The sequence below is a fragment of the Ilumatobacter sp. genome (assembly GCF_030065885.1).
Lineage (GTDB): Bacteria > Actinomycetota > Acidimicrobiia > Acidimicrobiales > Ilumatobacteraceae > Ilumatobacter.
Genome location: NZ_JASJCS010000045.1, coordinates 1 through 19329 on the forward strand (window position 1 = coordinate 1; position 19329 = coordinate 19329).

The 19329-nt window shown below is 69.9% G+C and carries 17 protein-coding genes; 3 read left to right on the plus strand and 14 right to left on the minus strand.

The annotated features are described in order from the left end of the window. The 3 genes from QNJ12_RS11195 to QNJ12_RS11205 all read right to left on the minus strand — a co-directional run. Nucleotides 1-500, minus strand: a 500-nt coding sequence (locus QNJ12_RS11195) for an ROK family protein (RefSeq protein ID WP_300622727.1), incomplete at its 3' end; no start/stop codon positions are given. 25 nt (nt 501-525) lie between these two features. Then, nucleotides 526-1749, minus strand: coding sequence for an NAD(P)/FAD-dependent oxidoreductase (locus QNJ12_RS11200; protein WP_300622728.1), 1224 nt, complete (start codon nt 1747-1749; stop codon nt 526-528). A gap of 9 nt (nt 1750-1758) precedes the next feature. Then, nucleotides 1759-2058, minus strand: a complete 300-nt coding sequence (locus tag QNJ12_RS11205) for a chorismate mutase (protein ID WP_300622729.1) — start codon at nt 2056-2058, stop codon at nt 1759-1761. Between the two features lie 68 nt (nt 2059-2126). On the opposite strand from QNJ12_RS11205, the gene QNJ12_RS11210 reads away from it, so the two are divergent. Together QNJ12_RS11210 and QNJ12_RS11215 are read left to right on the plus strand one after the other, a co-directional pair. Further along, nucleotides 2127-3047, plus strand: a complete 921-nt coding sequence (locus QNJ12_RS11210; protein WP_300622754.1) for an NAD(P)-dependent oxidoreductase — start codon at nt 2127-2129, stop codon at nt 3045-3047. Nucleotides 3048-3128: 81 nt separating this feature from the next. After that, the gene (locus tag QNJ12_RS11215; protein ID WP_300622730.1) at nt 3129-3908 is read left to right on the plus strand and encodes an aldolase/citrate lyase family protein; all 780 of its coding nucleotides are present in this window, start codon (nt 3129-3131) and stop codon (nt 3906-3908) included. A gap of 434 nt (nt 3909-4342) precedes the next feature. On the opposite strand, the gene QNJ12_RS11220 is transcribed toward QNJ12_RS11215, so the two are convergent. The 5 genes from QNJ12_RS11220 to prfA form a co-directional block, all read right to left on the minus strand. Then, the gene (locus tag QNJ12_RS11220; RefSeq protein WP_300622731.1) at nt 4343-5008 is read right to left on the minus strand and encodes a hypothetical protein; all 666 of its coding nucleotides are present in this window, start codon (nt 5006-5008) and stop codon (nt 4343-4345) included. Nucleotides 5009-5348: 340 nt separating this feature from the next. After that, on the minus strand, nt 5349-6770 hold the full coding sequence (locus tag QNJ12_RS11225) for a hypothetical protein (RefSeq protein ID WP_300622732.1): 1422 nt from the start codon (nt 6768-6770) through the stop codon (nt 5349-5351). Then, on the minus strand, nt 6767-7255 hold the full coding sequence (locus QNJ12_RS11230) for a sigma-70 family RNA polymerase sigma factor (protein ID WP_300622733.1): 489 nt from the start codon (nt 7253-7255) through the stop codon (nt 6767-6769). Before QNJ12_RS11230 ends, QNJ12_RS11225 begins: the two co-directional genes overlap by 4 nt. Before the next feature lie 351 nt (nt 7256-7606). Beyond that, complete coding sequence (gene prmC, locus QNJ12_RS11235) at nt 7607-8479, minus strand: peptide chain release factor N(5)-glutamine methyltransferase (protein ID WP_300622734.1); 873 nt, start codon at nt 8477-8479, stop codon at nt 7607-7609. Between the two features lie 22 nt (nt 8480-8501). Further along, entirely contained in the window at nt 8502-9584 is a 1083-nt protein-coding gene (prfA, locus tag QNJ12_RS11240) for a peptide chain release factor 1 (protein WP_300622735.1), read from the minus strand. Nucleotides 9585-9725: 141 nt separating this feature from the next. On the opposite strand from prfA, the gene QNJ12_RS11245 reads away from it, so the two are divergent. Next, nucleotides 9726-10181, plus strand: a complete 456-nt coding sequence (locus QNJ12_RS11245) for an Hsp20/alpha crystallin family protein (protein WP_300622736.1) — start codon at nt 9726-9728, stop codon at nt 10179-10181. Nucleotides 10182-10250: 69 nt separating this feature from the next. On the opposite strand, the gene QNJ12_RS11250 is transcribed toward QNJ12_RS11245, so the two are convergent. The 6 genes from QNJ12_RS11250 to thrC all read right to left on the minus strand — a co-directional run bounded on the left by QNJ12_RS11250 (nt 10251) and on the right by thrC (nt 19328). Continuing rightward, nucleotides 10251-11264, minus strand: a complete 1014-nt coding sequence (locus QNJ12_RS11250; RefSeq protein WP_300622737.1) for a hypothetical protein — start codon at nt 11262-11264, stop codon at nt 10251-10253. Between the two features lie 22 nt (nt 11265-11286). Continuing rightward, nucleotides 11287-13758: a DUF1501 domain-containing protein gene (locus QNJ12_RS11255; protein ID WP_300622738.1), complete on the minus strand. Its 2472-nt coding sequence runs from the start codon at nt 13756-13758 to the stop codon at nt 11287-11289. A gap of 4 nt (nt 13759-13762) precedes the next feature. Next, on the minus strand, nt 13763-15136 hold the full coding sequence (locus QNJ12_RS11260) for a DUF1800 family protein (protein WP_300622739.1): 1374 nt from the start codon (nt 15134-15136) through the stop codon (nt 13763-13765). A 180-nt stretch (nt 15137-15316) separates the two neighbouring features. Continuing rightward, a complete protein-coding gene (gene rpmE, locus QNJ12_RS11265) occupies nt 15317-15529 on the minus strand; it encodes a 50S ribosomal protein L31 (RefSeq protein WP_300622740.1) in 213 nt (70 codons plus the stop codon). 206 nt (nt 15530-15735) lie between these two features. Then, nucleotides 15736-17592: a transcription termination factor Rho gene (rho, locus tag QNJ12_RS11270; RefSeq protein ID WP_300622741.1), complete on the minus strand. Its 1857-nt coding sequence runs from the start codon at nt 17590-17592 to the stop codon at nt 15736-15738. A gap of 359 nt (nt 17593-17951) precedes the next feature. Beyond that, a complete protein-coding gene (gene thrC, locus QNJ12_RS11275; RefSeq protein ID WP_300622742.1) occupies nt 17952-19328 on the minus strand; it encodes a threonine synthase in 1377 nt (458 codons plus the stop codon). Between the last annotated feature and the right edge of the window lies 1 nt (nt 19329).

Consider the following 19329-nt stretch of genomic DNA (forward strand, 5'->3'; position numbering starts at 1 on the left):
CGCTTCTCGGCATCGAACCCGTCGAGCTCGAGATGGCCCAGCTCGGTGTTGGGTACGAGCGTGCCGTCGACGAACAAGCCCGACCCGATCCCCGTGCCGAAGGTCAGGCACAGCACCACACCGTCGCGGTCACGGCCGATCCCCCACCGCATCTCGGCCATCCCGGCGGCGTCGGCGTCGTTCATCAGCGACACGGGGTGACCCACCGTCTCGGTGAACAAGGCGTCGCCGTCGACGCCGATCCACGACTCGTCGATGTTCGCCGCGCTCCGCACGATGCCGTGGGTCACCACCGACGGCATGCAGACACCGACGGGACCCGACCACCCGTGATGGTCGACGAGCTGCTTGACGACCTTGGCGACGCGTTTCGGCGTCGCCGGCTTGGGGGTGTCGATGCGGAAGCGATCGGCGGCGAGCGCACCCGTCGTCAGGTCGACGGGTGCCGCCTTCATGCCGCTGCCGCCGATGTCGATGCCGAAGCCGCGGTCGGGATTCACAGCCCGACAACCTATCGAGCGCGGCTCAGGCCCGAGCGCGGGTCTTGCGCAGGATCGGGTCGGCGGCCGCCAGCGTGCGGTCGGCGACCCGCATGGTGCGCCCGGCGGCGCCGGGCGTCGATGAATCGACGAGGTTGCCCATCACCTGCAGGGTGATGTCCGCGATCCGTTGCGTGCCGACGGCGAACCGCAGCCCGGTTCGCATCAGCCACGGATGGCCGATGACGAACGCGAAGCGGCGGCCGGTACGCAGGAACCCGTCGAACCGCTCGCCGATCTGCCGGTCGTAGCGCTCGGGTGCCGTGGCCGGGTCGTCGAGGAACAGGTCGGCGGCGAGCATGCCGGACTCGAGCCCGTAGTCGATGCCCTCACCGTTCATCGGGTTGACGAGCCCGGCGGCATCGCCGATCGCGACCCAGCCGGGACCGTGGCGCTTCACGGCGCTCATCGGCAGCCGCCAGGCGCGTGGGCGTTCGAGGTTCGGCCCGATCTCCCACGAATCGGCGACGAGCGACCGGTAGCTGTCGAGGAGCCGGTTGAGGTTGAGCTGCTTGAACCCCTTCATCGTCGACAGCGCGCCGACACCGATGTTGACGGTGCCGTCGCCGCACGGGAACATCCAGCCGTACCCCGGGATCCAGGTCCCGTGCTCGTCGCGGATCGTGAGACATGCCTCGAGGTGGCGGTCGTCGTGGCGGGGGCTCTCGACGTAGGCGCGGATCGCGAGCCCGAACGGCTCGTTCGGGTCGCGCTCGGCGCCGAGCGTGCGGGCAACGGCGCCGGGTGCGCCGGTCGCGGCGACGACCAGCCCGGCCTCGATGTCGCCCTGTGCGGTGCGGACGCCCGAGACGCGACCGTCGTCGTCGACGATCGGATCGCCGGCCGTCTCGAACCGGACGTCGGCGCCGGCTTCGACGGCGGCGTCGATGAGCGCAGCGTCGAGGCGTCGGCGCGGCCACACGGCACCGTGGCTGGGAAAGCGCCCCGTCTCGGGCCACGGCAGCTCGCGAACCTGCCTGCCGGCGATCATCCGCAATCCGTCGATGTGGTGGGCGCCGTCGAGCGGGATCGCGAGCTCGTTCAAGGCGGCGACCGCCCGCGGCGTGAGGCCGTCACCGCAGATCTTGTCGCGTCCGTGCGAGCCCTTCTCGACCACGATCACGCTGGCGCCGGCACGCGCAGCGCGGATGGCGGTCGCTGCGCCGGCAGGGCCGCCGCCGATGACGGCGATGTCAACGCGCTCGGTCACACCCCCGATTCAATCGGAGGAGGGAGCCGCCTGCTCAGCGATGCGCTGATGATGATGTATGACTTCGGCCACGATGAACCGCAGGAACTTCTCGGAGAACACCGGGTCCAGGCCGGATTCCTCGGCCAGCGAACGCAGGCGGGCAACCTGCTCGGCCTCGCGATCGAGGTCGGCCGCCGGCAGGCCCGCCGATGCCTTGTACTCGCCGACGTCCTGGGTGATCTTGAATCGTTCGGCGAGGAGGTGCACGAGCGCCGCATCGATGTTGTCGATGCTCGATCGGTACTTCTCGAGCTGCTCGTCGGTCATCGTGATCGGACGATAACCGATCGACGGCGACACGGCGCCGAGCGCGCTACCTTGCCGACGTGCCCGCCATGCCGGTCCTGTTCGTCGACCATCCGTATCCCGCCGCGTACGACGACATCGTCGCGGGTCGCGCCGAGATCGTCGGGTCCGGCACCGACGATGGACTCGACCGCGCCGACGCCGTGATCGCCGGCGCCGTCCGCCGGTGGGACGCGGCTGCGGTCGCCGCAGCTCCGAACGTGCGTGCCGTCTCGCGCATCGGGGTCGGCTACGACAACGTCGACGTCGACGACCTGCATCGCGTCGGTGTGGTCGCCTGCCACACGCCGACGGCGCCGATGGTGTCGACCGCCGAGCACACGATGGCGCTGCTGCTCGCCATCACGAAGCACCTGCCGCACCACGTGCGACGGGCACGAGCCGGCCTCAAGGGCGAACCGGTCGGGCGAGCACTCGAGCTCGACGGGCAGGTGCTCGGCCTGGTCGGCACCGGCCGCATCGCGTCCCGGGTCGCCGTGGCCGCACAGGCGCTCGGGATGCGTGTCGTGGCCACCGACCCGGCACACGACGTGTCGCCTGTCGAGGGCGTCGAGCTGCTCTCGCTCGACGAGCTGCTGCGGCGATCCGACGTCGTGTCGCTGCACGCACCCGCGCTGCCCACGACGACGCACATGATCGATGCCGATGCGCTCGCGACGATGCGCGACGGCGCCTACCTCGTCAACTGCGCCCGCGGCGCGTTGGTCGACCACGACGCGCTGCTGGCCGCGCTCGACGGCGGGAAGCTCGCCGGCGCAGCCCTCGACGTCACCGAACCCGAGCCCCTCCCCGAGGGCCACCCGCTGCTCGACCGCGACGACGTGATCGTGACGCCCCACATCGCGTCGGCGAGCGTCGCCGGGCGGCGTCGCCTGTACCAACACGCGGTCGACAACGCGCTCGCCGTGATCGAGGGTCGCCCCGCCTCGATCGTGCCACCCTCCGCCTGACCGCTGGCCGTCGCGAACCCTCTCGCCGGCGTCGCGACCGGCGAGTCTCGGTGTGCGGTTGGCCTCTGCCAGACTCGGCCCATGAGCACGTTGCGCGAGACCTGGGCGGCCGGTGGCGAGACGTTGGGGCTCTGGCTGTCGCTGCCGACCACGGTGTCCGCCGAGGCCACCGCCCTGCAGCCCGTCGACTACGTCTGCATCGACACCCAGCACGGCGCGATCGACTACCAGGCGTCGGTGTCGATGATCCAGGCGATCGAGCTCGGCGGCGGTACGCCGATCGTGCGCGTCCCGTGGAACGAACCGGGCATCATCGGCAAGACGCTCGATGCCGGCGCCCACGGCGTGATCGTGCCGATGGTGAACGACCGTGAGCAGGCCGAGGCGGTGGTGCGGGCGGCGAGGTACGTGCCCGACGGCGCCCGCAGCTGGGGACCGGTGATGGCGGCGATGCGCCACGCCGACAACCGATCCTGGGCGGCGGAGACGATCGCCGTCATCCCGATGATCGAGACCGGTGAGGCGGTGTCGAACCTCGACGACATCCTCACCGTTCCGGGCATCGACGCGATCTACGTCGGCCCCGCTGACCTCGCCATCAGCCTCGGCCTGGGCCCCGCCGGCAACGAGGGCGACCCCGTGTTCGACGGGGCGCTCGAGACCATCGTCGCCGCCTGCCGCCGTCACGGCGTCGTCCCGGGCATCCACTCCACCGGCGCACTGACGCCCCTGCGGCGTGCGCAGGGGTTCCGCATGATCACGGTGACGAGCGACGCGCTGGCGATGCGCGCCGGCTACGCGAGTGAACTGGCGGCGTCCCAGGGCGAAGCCGCCGGTGAGGAGTCGGGCGACCTCTATTGATGCCGTGACCGGCAACGTGTGCGCTGTTACGCGCCGAGTCGACCGTGGCGCCGGCACGGCGCGGCGACGAAGGAAGCGCCGTGCGCACCTTCGAGGTAGCCGGAACGCCGCCAGCGGTGCGTTCGGCCGGCGGACCGTACAACTTGGTGGACACGGCGCTCCGGGTGAAATGCCGTGGACTTCCCCCACACGGCTCGCAGGCATGGCTCGAGGACGGGCCCACCGTCGCGTAGGACGATCTTCGATACGACGACGGTCGGCCCTGTCGGAGGTGGAACGCGTCGCGGACCTGGAACGTCATCTTCGTGACGATGCCGACCGTCCCGATCCCCCGACGGCGGCCGGAACAGGTCGTCGTCTGGACCGAGGTCCTCGTGGAGGGTGCCCGCGCCGTCCACGAGGTCGAGGGCGACCACCGCGTCGCCGATCCGTCGCTACTCGAGTGGGTGCGCAGCGAAGAACTCGTAGGAGCCTTCGAGGTAGTCGAATTCCTCGTACTCACACATGAAGGGGGCGGCCGGACCCTTGGCCTCGTGCGTGACGAAGCAGTGGCCCATGCCTTGGATGTCGTAGAACACGACGTCCGCATCGCAGTCCAGGAACGTCTTCTCCAGGACTCCTGAACCGAGGTCGTCGACAGCGGGCTCCGGGTCGCAGCCGTTGATGCTGGTCCATCGGTCGACGATGGCGTTGACGGTCGTTCGGTCGGTATCCCCCGTGAAGGTCAACAACGGCACCGGCCGACCCGGTGCGCAGGCCTGCGTGGTGCCCTGACCAACCGCCGAGACGAACGACGCGATCCTGTCGGACGCTTCACACGCCAGGCCCTCCGCGATCGCGGCCGCCCAGGCCGTTCCCATCGCATGGATCTGCTCCGGGTCCACGCAGAACGCCGAACCGATGCCGTCGATGAGTGAGACGAGCGCTTCCGGCGTGACCGCTTGCCGATCGGAGGTCTGGACGATGAGCATGAGTCCGTTCAAGCCGTCGACATACGGACGCATTCCCTCAAGAGCCTGGTCGCGGCTCCCGCTTCCTGAGGGGAACATCACATACAGCGGTGCCGGTGCGACATCCGAGTACGAGTCGGGCACCACCATCCAGTACGGCTGCTCGACCTCTCCGAACCGACCGACCCCTTCGTACTCGCCGGGCCCGTGCAGGACCTCGCATCCCGGTCCTGCATCTGGCGCCAGGGTGGTCGGCGCTGGAACGCTGGTCGAGGTCCGAGGCGGCTCGGTGACCTCAGGCTCGGTGACCGCGGGCTCGGTGACCTCAGGCTCGGCTTGCGCGGCGACGTCCGGTGCCGCGGTGTCCGTTCCGGACGAGCCGTCGCCGCCGCACGCGATCAGCAAGAGTCCACCCACTGCCACGAGGGCGATGCATCGGTTCCACATGATCCCTCCGTTCATCCGAATCTCGAGTCGTGGTCGATCGGGCTCACGACGGGGTGAAGAGCCAGGGTCCCCTCATCCATGACTGGGTCGAGACGAGGAGTGTGTCCCCGGACGAGGCAGCAGCGCTGCCCGCTGCCTCGAACGGAGCGGGCACCTGGTACACCCCAGAACCGTCTGGGGCGACCAGCTGGAGCGGTTCGGGATCCTCTCCGGAGACCACGAATCCGTAGTCACCCACGGCGGTCAGCGAGCCCCCGAGGTCGGGGGGCGACTGCGGGACCTGGGTCCATTCGAGGCCGTCGGCCGAGTACCAGAACCCAGCCCAGTGAGTCGAGGCGACGGCTCCCATCGGCCCGACCGCCAGCGAGTAGACGTCCTGCATCGGCAGGTCGGCCTGCGACCACGCCAGCCCGTCACTCGACATCCACAACGTGTTGCTTCGTCCCCCTCCGTCGGGGTCGGGGATGTCCTCGATGGCGAACAGGATCCAACGCCCGTCCACCCACGCGATCGGCGGCGCCGCCATGTCGTACTCGTGCAGGGCGACGTCGAACGAGCCGGTCTCCGATCTGCCCGTCGCGGGATCGACGACCCACGTCACCACGTCCATCATCCCGGCCGGCTCCTCACGAGCCGAGTAGCCGGCGACCAGCACGACGTCGTCGCTGGCCGTCAGGCCGACAACCGAGACGCCACCTTCGCGGCCATCGAGCGCGGAGTAGTCCAACACGACAACATCCCACGACCCGGTCCGAGGATCACCGATCGCGAGCGGCACGTGGTCCGAGAAGTCCGTGCCGTCGACGACGGCCACCCGATCGCTCGCGACGGCAAGCTGAGGAGGAGCGTCCAGGGGGCGCCCGATCTCCCGCTCGGGGTCCCCGTCGAACCACTCGACGCCGTCGGGCGACCACATCACCGTCGAGATCGGGAACCCATCCCGCTCCGCGTCTGCCGCCGGCTCGCTCGCCGGCGTGACGGCCACGTAGCCGCCCCCGGGCAGGGCGTCGATCTCGCCCATCAGAGGTGGCCCCCACGGCTCGTCGACGGCCACCTCGACCCACTCGCCAACGAGAGGCGGGCGAGTCCACGGTTCGGCGGTCGCGGTTGTCGTCGTGTCGACCGTGACGGCCGTGTCGGTGGGGATCGTCGGGTCCGCCGTGGCAGCCGTCTCGGTGGGAAGCGTCGGGTCGACCGTCGCGACGTCGTCGGTGCCGGACCTCAGGACCGCCACTCCGACCGCGACAAGAGCCACGGCAGCGATCGTTCCGAATGCGACCGCCAGACGTAGACGGCGGCGTCGATCGGGACGGGTGTCAGGTGCCAACATGACCACGACTCCCTCGTCATCGTCGAGATAGCAGGAGGCGCGGGATCGGATCAGGGGCAGCGCGTCGGGCGAAGCGGTGGCCTGGTCGGCGATCTCGCCGAGCTCGCGGATGAGACGGTCCTCGAGGTGCTTCATGACTCGAGCTCCTCTCTGAGCGCGGCCAACCCTTCGCGACGGTGATAGCGGACCGTCGACGCCGGGATGTCCAGCATCTTGGCGATCTCCGACGACCGGAACCTGCCGTGATACGTCAACACGACCGCGATCCGCTGTTCCTCGGGCAGCTTGCCGAGCACGTCCCACAACTCGTCCGTCCCGGGCGACAACGCCGCCCGCGGTTCCGGCTGGGGGATCGCCCGGACACGCCGCCGACGCAACTCGGAGCGGCACCGGTTGACCACTGCGGTCCGCAGGTAGGCGCCCGGACGGCGAACACCGTCGCCGGCACGGATGACGTCGACGAAGCCGTCCTGGACGATCTCCTCGGCCCGTGCGTTGTCACCGATCAGCGTGTAGGCCAGTCCCACCATCGGCCGGTACTCGGTGCGGAACAACCGCTCCAGACGAGCATCGTCGCCGACGCTTCCGCCGACGTTCGCCGCTCGCGTCGCGGACCGCATCCCTCATCTCCTCCTTCACCCACAACGGCGCACGAGGACCACGAACTGTTGGCTCCACCATCCACGGAACACCACCTCCGCGCCAAGGTCCAGAGCCCTGCGCCACATGCGGTCGCGTTCGCGAATCGGGCCCGAGCGTGCGGGCGGCGCCTGGCGGTCGGAGGCGCGTCGGTGGGGTCCCGTTCGGCGAGTTGACAACTCCGGTTGCGGTGTGCAGCGGGTGGGCGCCGATCTCGGCAACCCAGGTTGTCAGCTCCCGTGAGGTAGTCCCGCAGCATCGGCAGCCGGCGCCACTCGGCATCTCGCTTGCGTCGAGCCCCGCGCAGGCACCCTCGACGCCGACGGCGCAGGCTACGGATGAGAAGGCTGCGGCTCGCCGGGGCGCCGACCGAGTGCAACGCGGTCGCGGCCGGCGAGGTCATGACGGATCTCGACGTCGACGAAGTCGTGGTCGTCGAACAGCCGGCGAACCACGTCACCTTGATCGGCGCCGATCTCGAGGACGAGCCAGCCACCCGGCCGCAATCGTTCGGACGCGCCGGCGACCAGCTCGCAGATGTCGTCGAGGCCGTCGACGCCGGCGAGCAACGCCTCGGCGGGCTCCCACGCCGCGACCGAGTCGTCGAGCTCGGGTGAGCCCTCCGCCACGTAGGGCGGGTTGCTGACGATGACGTCGAAGTGCTGATCGGCCGGCAGCGCCTCGAACCACGAACCCACGCCGACCCGGACGTTCGTGGCGGCTCGGCCGATGCCGGCGAGGTTGGCTCTCGCCACCGCCAGCGCCGCCTCGCTGACGTCGGTGATCCAGACCGTCGTGCCCTCCAGCGGGAGCTCGTCGGCCAACGCGAGGCCGATTGCTCCCGATCCCGTGCCGAGGTCGGCGACCGTGCGGGTCGTCGGCCGGGCCGCTGCGAGCTCGATGGCCACGCCCGCCACGAGCTCGGTCTCGGGTCGGGGGATCAGCACCCGCCGGTCGATCAGCAGATCGAGACGCCGGAAGCCCCACCGGCCGAGCACGTACTGCAGCGGCTCGCCGGTGCGCAGTCGCGCCAGCATCGCGTCGAGGTGGGCGACCATGCGCTCGGTGACCGGCTCGTCGAGCACCAGGATGAACTCGTCACCCGTCGCGCCGACCGCGACCTCGCACAGCCAGCGCGCCTCGTGGCGCGTCCCGACGACGTCGGCCGTCTGCGCCCAGAGCTCCCTGACCGAGAGCTCGCTCATCGGGCGTCGTCGGGCACCGGCATCACGCGTCGGCGTCGGCGAGCTGGCGGGCCCGTTCGTCGTGGAGGAGCGGTTCGACGACGAGATCGAGGTCGCCGGCGAGCACGTCACCGAGCCGGTACACCGTGAACCCGATGCGGTGGTCGGTGACCCGGTTCTCCTTGAAGTTGTACGTACGGATCTTCTCGCTCCGTCCGCCACCACCGACTTGCGAGCGGCGCTCGGCCGACAGCTCGTCGTCGCGTTCGCGCTCGGCCCGTTCGTACAGCCGAGCGCGCAGGACCTGCATCGCGCGCGCCCGGTTCTGCAACTGACTGCGCTCGTCCTGCATCGTCACGACGATCCCCGACGGCAGGTGCGTGATCCGGACTGCCGAGTCGGTCGTGTTGACGTGCTGCCCACCGGCGCCCGACGACCTGTACACGTCGATCTCGAGATCGCGGTCGTCGACGGTCACGTCGACCTCGTCGACCTCGGGTAACACGGCGACCGTCGCCGACGACGTGTGCACCCGACCCTGGCTCTCGGTCACCGGCACCCGTTGCACCCGGTGCGGGCCGCCCTCGAACTTCAGACGCTGCCACGCATCGTCGCCGCGAACGACGAAGGTGACCTGGTTGAGGCCGCCCAGCTCGCTGCTGTCGAGCGAGAGGGTCTCGACCTTCCAGCCGCGGGCCTGCGCGTAGGCGGCGTACATCCCGTGCAGGTCACGGGCGAAGAGGTTCGCCTCCTCGCCGCCCTCGGCGCCGCGGATCTCGACGATCACGGCCTTGCCCGCGTGTGGATCGCGAGGCAGCAACAGCTCCCTGATCTCGGCCTCGAGCAGGTCCCGCTCGGCCTCGGCGCGGGCCACCTCGGCATCGAGCATCGCCCGCTCCTCATCGGAGGCGGCGCCACCAAGCTCACGAGCTGCGTCGACGTCGCCCTGGCGGTCGAGGTACGCCGTGTAGGCGTCCACCAGCGGTTCGAGCTCGCGATAGCGCTGCGACACGGTCCGCAGCTGGTCGGCGTCGCTGGTCACCGCAGGATCGGCGAGACGTGCCTCGAGCTCGCGGAATTCGTCGACCACGGCGGTCAAACGGTGCTGCATCGCCTCGTCGATCATGGCCCTGCGAGGCTACCGCCGATCGAACTGCACGGGTTCCCGGCCGATCCGCACGAGCTTCCGTCGATGCTTAGTTGCCACCACTCAGGATTTATGTATGATGTAGATGCACTTATTCGAACAACCACCGGAGGAACCCTCATGATCGTCCGCCATCGCTTCCCGTTCGATCGTCGTTTCGACCTGTTCGACCGCGACGTCGACCGTGTCTTCGAGCAGCTCACCGGCTCGTTCTTCGACACCCGCCGCGGCCCGACCGTCAGCGGCACCTGGAAGGACGACGCCTACGTTCTCACCGCCGACCTGCCCGGCGTGCCCGCCGAGGCCGTCTCGGTCGGCGTTACCGGCAACACGCTGACGCTGTCCGCCACCACGGACGACTCCAGCTGGGAGCGCAGCGTCCGCCTCGGCGAGCAGCTCGACCCCGACAAGGTGACCGCCCACCACCGTGACGGTCGCCTGACCGTCCGGATCGGCACCGTCGACGAGCCCGTCGCCCGTCTGGTCGAGATCGACACGAGCCCGGCCCGCGCCGCGATCGAGGCCAGCGACACCGAGGCCGGTGACACCGAGGCCGTGCCGACCGACACCGACTGACCGGCACCGACCGACCGGCACCGACTGACTGGCCACGCACCGTCTCGGCACACCGCAGCGGTGCGACACCTACCCCACGGCGACGAACTCGGCCGGCTGCGTCAGCAAGCCGGCGAGTTCGTCCGTCAACGGAAGGCGATCTCGCGCCGGCATCGCCAGCACGAGTCGCGACCCCCCGGTGGAGCCCGGCTCGACGGCCCTCTCGGCTGCGAGCCGGGCGTCCGCCGCGTACGGCACCACCTCGAGGTCGACGCCCGAGGCGCAGACGACCACCAGCCGCTCACCCGCCGAGGTCGTCCCCGTCCCGACACACGGCGTCGGGTCCTTCAGGTTCGTCCGGGCGACCGGTGGCTCGGCTGGTCGCACCTCGGCGGCACCCACGAGCTCGGGGCGCTGTTCGACCTGCCACCGGATCAACCGCTCGGCGCCGAGCCGGTTGAGCGGGTGCTGGGGCGCCCCAGGCGAGCGCACCTCGGCCACGATGTCGACGACCCGTGCGAGCGACTCGACGGCCGGGACGTCGCCGTGCAACATCTGGAACGCCTCGCGGTCATGGGCGCCGACGCCGACCTCGAGGCGGGTCACGCCCGTGGCGGGGTCGTCGACGACGCGACACACCTCGAGACCCCTCACCTCGCCGACGAGCACGCCGTGTTCGACGATCGGATCGGCGCCCCCATCCGCGATCAGCTGGCGTAGCTCGAGATGATGGGCGGGAACCTCGAGCGTGGGCTCGAAGGGTTCGGGGATCGCGGCGAGCAGCGACCGCTCGTCGGCGTGCCACACCGAGATCGGGAACGCGAACTCGCCGGCGCGGCGCGCCAGCACGCCGGTGTCTGCCGCCGCGATCACGTCGAGCGACCTCGCGCCGGCTCGAAGCGCCCATGCCAGCGACGCGCCGAGGCGCTGCCCGGGTCGATCGTCGAGGTAGACCCACGCTGCATCGTCGTGCAGCAACGCGGCACCGGGTGCGAACTCGCGGACGTCGCCGACGTCGGCCGAGAGGTGGTCGGCGACCAACGCTCGCAGCTTGATGCCGATCAATCGGCTACGGCGGGCAGCGTCGTCGTCGGCTGCGGTCACGCGGGTGACGGTAACCCAGGGGTCAGTCGATGAAGTAGCCGAGCACGTCGGCGATCACGTCGCAGTCGGCCAGCTGGTTGCCGATCGCCAGCGCACCGCCCTCGCCGAGCCGGCAGACGACCAGGTTGGCGATCGTCTGGCCCGGGATCAGGTTGAGGTTCGACGTCCCCGGTTGGTCCTCACCCTCCGGCCAGACCGTGACGAACGAGGCGGCCGCGACATTGGTGGCCGTCACGTTGAGCACGACGGCGGTCGCGCTCTCGGGGACCGACTCACGACCTCCGATCGGGAGGCGCAGCGTCCGACGGGGACCAATCGGGCCGCGGTCGGCGCCGGTGCCGTCCCGCGTGTCGAGCAGCCGGCGCGGCGGCATCGCACGGAGCCGCCCGCCGCTCTTGGTGAAGTAGCCGAACACGTCGGCCAGCGCGTGCACGCCCTGCCCGGCGCTGTCGAGCGTGATCTTGCCGCCCTTGCCCAGCTTGGCGACGACGAGGTTGGGCACGGTGTCGTTCGCGAAGAAGTTGACGTTCGAGGTCTCGGCTCGCCGGTCGCCCGTCGGCGTCACGCGGAGGAAGCCCGGCGACTCGGGCTGGGTGGCGGTCAGGTTGAGCACGACGGCGCTCGCGCCGCTCGACGGCACGCCCGCGCGCCCGCTCACCTGGATGTCGATCGGCTGGTCGTGGGCCAGCTTGCCGCGCCGGACCCCGCTCCCCTCACGGGTGTCGAACAGCCGCGACGGGTTGACGGCGACGAAGCGGTCACCGCCGCCCTCGACGAAGTAGCCGAAGACGTCGACGAGGCAGTGCGTGCTCCCGTGCGAGTTGTAGACCTCGATGTGCCCGTCGTCGCCGATGTTCATGACGACGAGGTTGGGCACCGGTCGGCCCGGCCCGCCGTTGATGTTCGACGTGTTCGGGCGGGCCGTCCCGCCGGGGTAGACGGTGAAGAACATCGGGCTGGTCGCGCCGACCGCCGTGACGTTCGCGACGACCGCCGTCGCTCCTGCGGGCACCCCGTTGACCCCGCGCACACGAACGCGAACTCGTTCCTCGGGCCGCAGCGCACGCGCCGCCACGCCACCGTGCCCGTTGCGGGTGTCGATCACGCGGAACGGCGTCATCGGCACGAAGTCGGACGCCGACGAGATGACCGCCGGTCCCGGCGCGGGTGACCCGTCGAGATTCCGACCGGGACCCCGGCTGAACAGCCCGAGGTTCTCGTAGTTGCCGCCGAGCACGTCGCTCGATCCGCCGCCGAGCCAGCCGTCGATGATCGAGGCGTAGTACGAGCGGAAGTCGACGTGGTGTTCGACGCGGTCCCACCGCTGGAGCCCTGCGAGCGTCGGCTGCTGACCGTAGCGACCGCCCTTGACGTTCTGCCCGAACACGAAGTGGGGTGCGGCCGTGCCGTGGTCGGTGCCTGCACCGTCGTTGTCCCACGGCGTGCGGCCGAACTCCGAGAACGTCATGACGGTCACCCGGCTCAGCCAGGCGGGGTCGAGCAGTTGGAAGAACCGCCGAACCGCGGCATTGAGCTCGTCCATCCGGAGCGGGTGCTGATCGGGCTGACCGGCATGGCTGTCGAAGTCGCCCCAACCTGCGGTGAGCACGCGGAAGCCGAGGTTGGCGTTGATCAAGCGCGCGGCGATCTCGAGCCCTGCGACGATGTCGGTGTCGGGAAGGTCCTGGTCCTCGGGGATCACCGGGGACAGCGTTCGGGCGAGATCGAGCGTGTCGACGAACGTGTCACCGATCGCCTCGAACCACGGCCCCTGACTCGCGGAACGCATGTCGCGGATCACCTGGTACTGGCGCTGACTCCGTTCGTCGGTGTCGGCGCCGAACCCCGGCTTGTAGGGCGGCACGACCGTCCCCCGTGCTGCGTTGCCGACGAGGTGCAGCGGCACCGAGGAGCCGATCTCGGCGGCGGCGTACAGGTCCTTCGAACCCGAGAGGTATCCGTCGAGCCAGCGCCCCAGCCACCCGCTCGTCGGGATCGCGTGCGGTCGCCCGGCCATCCAGTAAGCCATCGAGTTGAAGTGCGACAGGTCGCCGTTGGGGTAGCCGATGCCGTCGACGATCGCCAGCTGCCCGTCGTCCCAGAACTGCTTGAGCTCGGTCAACGCCGGGTTGAGCCCGACGTTGCCGTCGAGCGCCAGCGTCTGGTTGCCCGGGATCGCGAGGGCGCCGTGCTGCTCGTAGTAGAGGGGGTCGTTGAACGGCACGATCGTGTTGAGCCCGTCGTTGCCGCCGTACATCCCGATCACGACGAGGATCCCGTCGGTCGGGCCGACGGGGCCGGCGGCCCAGGCCAGCGGGTCGTGTCCCGGCACGAGCTGCTCGAGCAGCGCGCCGGTCGGCCCGGCGAGCACGCCGGCGCCCGCTCCCATGCCGAGCAGCTGGAGGAAGCGACGGCGATCGAGCGCGTGCGGGTCGGTCTCGGCCTGGTGGAGGTGACGCAGCGCGTCGGCGGTGGAGATGTCGGAATCGAGCATGATGTCAGGCCACGTGGAGGTCGGGGGTGAGCAGGATGAGTGAGAGCAGGTCGCTGCGCTCCCACCAGTGCGAGGTCCGCGCGTAGGTCCGGAGCGCCTCGTGGGAGGAAGGGCTCAGGTCGATCTGCATCAGTTCGAGGAAGCGATCGAGCAGCGCCACGGGCTGACCCCGGTAGGTGGTCTCGACCTCGGTCTTGGAGATCGTGCCGCCGCCGAGATGGATGAGGCCGTCGCCGTCCCAGTACCCGCTCATCGACCTCCACTGCATCGACCGTGCGGTCGCCGTGCGTTGTGCCATGGCGCTGGCGTTCACCCAGTAGCCGTTGTGCTTCCAACCGCTCACGTTCGGCGGGAAGAGCGGCCGCTGCCCCATGCCCTCCATCAGCCAGAGCGGGGTGCCCTGGGCGGATCGGCGGCCGGTGGCGACGAGCGCGGCGACGACGAACTCGACCGGTGAGCGCACGAGCCCCTGTCGAACGTCCTCGGTGTAGAACTCGTCACGGTTGAGCAGCACGCGCAGCATCGGTGTCACGTCGAAGTCGGGCAGTGCGGCGTCACGCATGGCGTTGACCACGGCGGCCGGGGGCGTCGTGCCGGCGAACTCGATCCACAGCTTCTTGGCGATGAACTCGGCGGCGACCGCGTTGCTCGGCCGGCCCCGATTCGCCACGACCGGCGCACCGTTCGGCACCGCGCCGCCGCCGAGGATCACGTCGATCACCTCGTAGCCGTGTTGGGTCGGGTCGCCACCCTTGTTGATGTTGCGGCCGAGGAACCGCTTGGTCGATCCGTCGTGCCAGTCGGCTCGCCACACGTACTCGTCGGTGTCCCACTGATCGGTGTGACCGGTCCAGGCTGCGGTCGCCGCCTCGACGTCGGCCTCGGTGTAGTTGCCGACGCCCAGCAGGAACAGCTCCATCAGCTCGCGGGCGAAGTTCTGGTTCGGCGACGACGCCCGGTTCTGGTTGTTGTCGAGGTAGCGCAGCATCGCGACCTGGGTCGACATCTCGGTCGCCAACGACCGGATGTTGCCGAGCGCATCCCGACGGAACAGGTCGATCTGCTCGCGCATCAGCTCGGCCGAGCCGACCTTGCCGAACTCCGAGCAGAAGTGGCCGTGCCAGAAGAAGCCCATCTTCTCCTGGATGGGTCGCGGCGAGTCGTGCGCCATGCGGTCGAGCCAGAAGTGGGTGAGCTCCTCACCCCGCTGCCAGTTCTCGGACTCGGTGAACGTCACCGACCCCGGGTTCGCCGGTACGGCGAGGATGTCGTCGACGGCTGCCGCACGAGAGAGCGGCGTGAGCTCGGCGACGCGGCTCGGGCGCGCGACGAACTCGGTGCGACGCAACAGATGCTCGATGTCGGACTGGGCTGGCATGCGACCCCCGGTACTCGCTTCTCGGCTTGCATCGTCGGCCGCCCGACCGCGCTTGAGCTGTGCCTGCACAGTTTGACGCAAACATGAGGCTTGCGGTGCGCGTCCGGCTCGAAAACGCCGAGACCGCCCCGGTCGAGGGGGCGGTCTCGCTCGTCCGAGGCGGCGCGGGGCCGCGTCAGGTCACTTGGTCTTGCGGCTGCCGTAGCGCTTGTTGAAGCGCTCGACACGGCCACCGGAGTCGACCAGCTTCTGCTTGCCGGTGTAGAAGGGGTGGCACTCGTTGCAGAGCTCGATGTGCTGTTCGCCGGGCTTGGTGGACTTCGTGGCGAAGGTGTTGCCGCACGAGCACTTGATCGTGACTTCTTCGTACGCGGGGTGGGTGTCGGTCTTCACGTCGTTCTCCTCGAAACTGGACACTGCAGGATATCGGGTGAAACCCGATGTGCATTCCCGTCGACAGCCGTCGACGACGTCTGCGCTCGGTTCGTTCACCGAGCACGCCCCAGGGCCGGGTCTCCCGGCCCGGTCCCCACGCTCCCCGCACCGGGTCGCGCCAGTCGGACCGAACGGAGCGAGCGCAGCGAGCGAGTGAGGCCGAGTCACATTCCGGGCTGCTTGGCGATCTCGGTGAGGAACTCGTCGTTGGTGCGGAACGTCTTCAGACGGTCGACGAGCAGCTCGAGCCCGGGGGCGGCGTTGCCGTCGGCGGCGAGGCCGCTCAGCACGCGGCGCAGCTTCCACACCATCTGGAGCTGCTTGCGGTCGAACAGCAGCTCCTCGTGGCGCGTGCTCGACGCGTCGACGTCGATCGCGGGGTAGATCCGCCGCTCGGCGAGCTTGCGGTCGAGGCGCAGCTCCATGTTGCCGGTGCCCTTGAACTCCTCGAACACCGCCTCGTCCATGCGGCTGTTGGTCTCGACGAGCGCCGTGGCGAGGATCGTCAGCGACCCGCCCTCCTCGACGTTGCGGGCGGCGCCGAAGAAGCGCTTGGGCGGGTACAGCGCACCGGCGTCGATACCGCCGGAGAGGATGCGGCCGCTCGCCGGCGCGGCCAGGTTGTAGGCGCGGCTGAGGCGGGTGATGCCGTCGAGCAGGACCACGACGTCCTCGCCGTACTCGACCATCCGCTTCGCCTTCTCGATCGCCATCTCGGCGATCTGGGTGTGCTGATCGCTGGGCTTGTCGAACGTCGACGCGATGACCTCGCCCTTGACGAGTCGCCGCATGTCGGTGACCTCTTCGGGTCGCTCGTCGATGAGCAGCACGATGACCTTGCACTCGGGGTTGTTCCGCTCGATCGACGACACGATCGTCTTCATCACGGAGGTCTTGCCGGCCTTCGGCGGCGACACGATCAGGCCTCGCTGACCCTTGCCGATCGGCGACACCAGGTCGATGATGCGGGCCGTCATGTCGGCAGGATCGGACGGATTCTCCATCTGCAGGCGCGAGTCGGGGAACAACGCCGTCAGGTCTTCGAACCGGCGTCGCTTCTTCGCCTCGTCGGGCGGACGGCCGTTGACCGTCTGGATCTCGAGCATGGCCGGATTCTTCTCGTTGCGGCCCGCCGGCCGTGACATGCCGACGACGTGATCGCCCTTGCGCAGACCGAACTGCCGGGAGAGCTTGACCGGGATGTACGAGTCGCTCTTGCTGGCGAGGTAGTTGTTGACACGGAGGAAGCCGTAGCCCTCGTCGCGCATGTCGAGGTAGCCCTCGACCTGCACCGGCTCGTTGCTGACCGGCGTGTCCTCTTCGAGCAGCTCGCGGTCCTCGCCCTGGGGACCGTCCTGGCCGCCGCGGCCCTTGCGCCGACGCCGCCGGCGCTTGCTGCGGCTCTCGCCGTCACCACCGTCCTGTTGCCGGTTGCCCTGGTTGTTGCGCTGCTGGCGATCGCCGCCGGTGCGGCGGTCGCGATTGCCGCCCTGCCGGTCGCCGTCGGGCTGTGCCTTGGCCTGCTCGCCGCCGGCGGTCGGCGTGGTGTCGGTGCCGCCCGCCGGTACCTCGGCGCCGTCGTCGGTCTTCGGGGCGGCGGTGTCCGGGCCCGCTGCCGCGTCGGTGGTCGCACCGGCTGCCGGCGTGCTCGCATCGTCGGCGCCGCCGGCCTCGAGGGCCAGCTCCCATTCCGCCTTCGGCTCGGCGTCCTGTGGCGGTCCGGCGTCGGCCGGGCCGGCCGCGGGCGCAGCATCGGCCGCGGTGTCGGCGCCACCCGACTCGGCGGTCGACGAATCGGCGGCCGCCTCGGCATCTGTGGCGGAGGCCTCCGGCTCGTCGCCGGAGTCGCCGTTGGACGACGAGGCGCCGCCGCCCGAGCCGGTCTTGGCGAGGATCTGGTCGATGATGTCGGCCTTCTTCGTGCGTGAGTTGGCCTTGACGCCGAGCGCGTCGGCGATCTGGATGAGCTGGGTCTTGTCCTTCGATTCGAGGACCGACTGTTCGAGAGCTTGTGCGGTCACGATGACCTACTTTCCCTGACTGTGGGGGGTGGGAACGGTTCGAGCGCCACGTGGCTCGGCACCGTCGGGTGGTACACACGAGCACCAAGCGTGGTTCGGTGGCAACCGGCTTGGATGACCCCTTCGCACACGGTGAGTGGCCGAACACGACCGCCCGCCGCGGGAGGTGCGAAGTTGGTGACGGGTCGAAGCAAGTGCGACCCGGGAAGCCCCAGGTGCCCACCACTGTAGCGACGCTCTGCGGCGCGCTGCAACGTCATGCAGAACAGGTGTGCGATCCAGCGACCGAGCGCCGGAGCAGCGAGGCGCACGAGCCGACACCGAGCCGTTGGTCGCGAACGCCGCCCTGGCGCGGGCGCTCAGGCGCCGACGCGCGACACCGAGCGAACGAGCGACTGCACGGCGGCGAGGTCGTTCGGCAGCGCCACGGTGTGTTCGTCGAGGTCGAACAGGTCCGCGAGATGCTCGGGCAGCGCGGGTTGGCGGCCGGTTGCGTCGCGGACCGCGTCGGGGAACTTCGCGGGGTGCGCGGTGGCCAGCGTCACGATCGGGCGGTCGCTACCCAGCCGGCGGGCCGCGGCGACGCCCGTGGCGGTGTGCGGGTCGATGCTCAGTCCGGTCTCGGCGTGCATGCGCCGGATCTCGGCGATGGTCTGATCGTCGTCGCAGCGCGCGGCCCGGAAGCTGCCGTCGATGAACTCGGCCCGTTGGTCGGCCTCGACGTCGAGCCTGCCGACCGCACGGAAACGCTCGAGCTGCTCGGCCGTGAGACCGCCGTCCCGGTCGTTCATCTCGAACAGGAGCCGCTCGAAGTTCGACGACACCTGGATGTCCATGCTCGGGCTCAGCGTCGGCACGACCTCCCGGGTCGACATGTCGTTGTCGTTGATGAAGCGCGTGAGGATGTCGTTCTCGTTCGACGCGACGATGAAGTCGCTGATGGGCGCACCCATCTCGCGTGCGATCCACCCCGAGAGCACGTTGCCGAAGTTGCCGGTCGGGACGCAGAACGTCGGCGCCTCGGCCAACGCCCGCGACGCGGTCACGTAGTAGACGATCTGGGCCATGACGCGGGCCCAGTTGATCGAGTTCACCGCGGACAGGCGCATCTCCGACCGGAACGCCGCGTCGCCGAACATCGCCTTGACCAGGTCCTGGCAGTCGTCGAACGTGCCGTCGATCGCCACCGTGTGCACGTTGGGGCTGTCGACGGTGGTCATCTGGCGGCGCTGGACCTCGCTCGTCCGACCCGCCGGGTAGAGGATGACGATGTCGACGTTGCGGCAGCCCTTGACACCGTCGATCGCCGCCGAGCCGGTGTCCCCGCTCGTCGCGCCGACGATCGTCACCCGCTCGGAACGCTCGGCGAGGACGTGGTCGAACAGGCGCCCCACCAGCTGGAGGGCGACGTCCTTGAACGCCAACGTGGGGCCGTGGAACAGCTCGAGCAGCCAGTGCCGGTCGTCGATCTGCACCAGCGGCACCACGGCCGGGTGGCGGAACGTGGCGTAGGCCTCGTGGCACAGCCGGGTGAGCGTGTCGGCGTCGATGTCGTCACCGACGAACGGTGCGACGACGGCCGCCGCGACGTCGGCGTAGTCGTGGACACCGGTCAGGCCGGGCAGCGCCGGCGTCGCGGCCGGCACGTACAGCCCGCCATCGCCGGCCAACCCGGCGAGCAACACGTCGGCGAACCCGAGCTCGGGCGCTGCTCCGCGCGTCGACACGTACCGCATC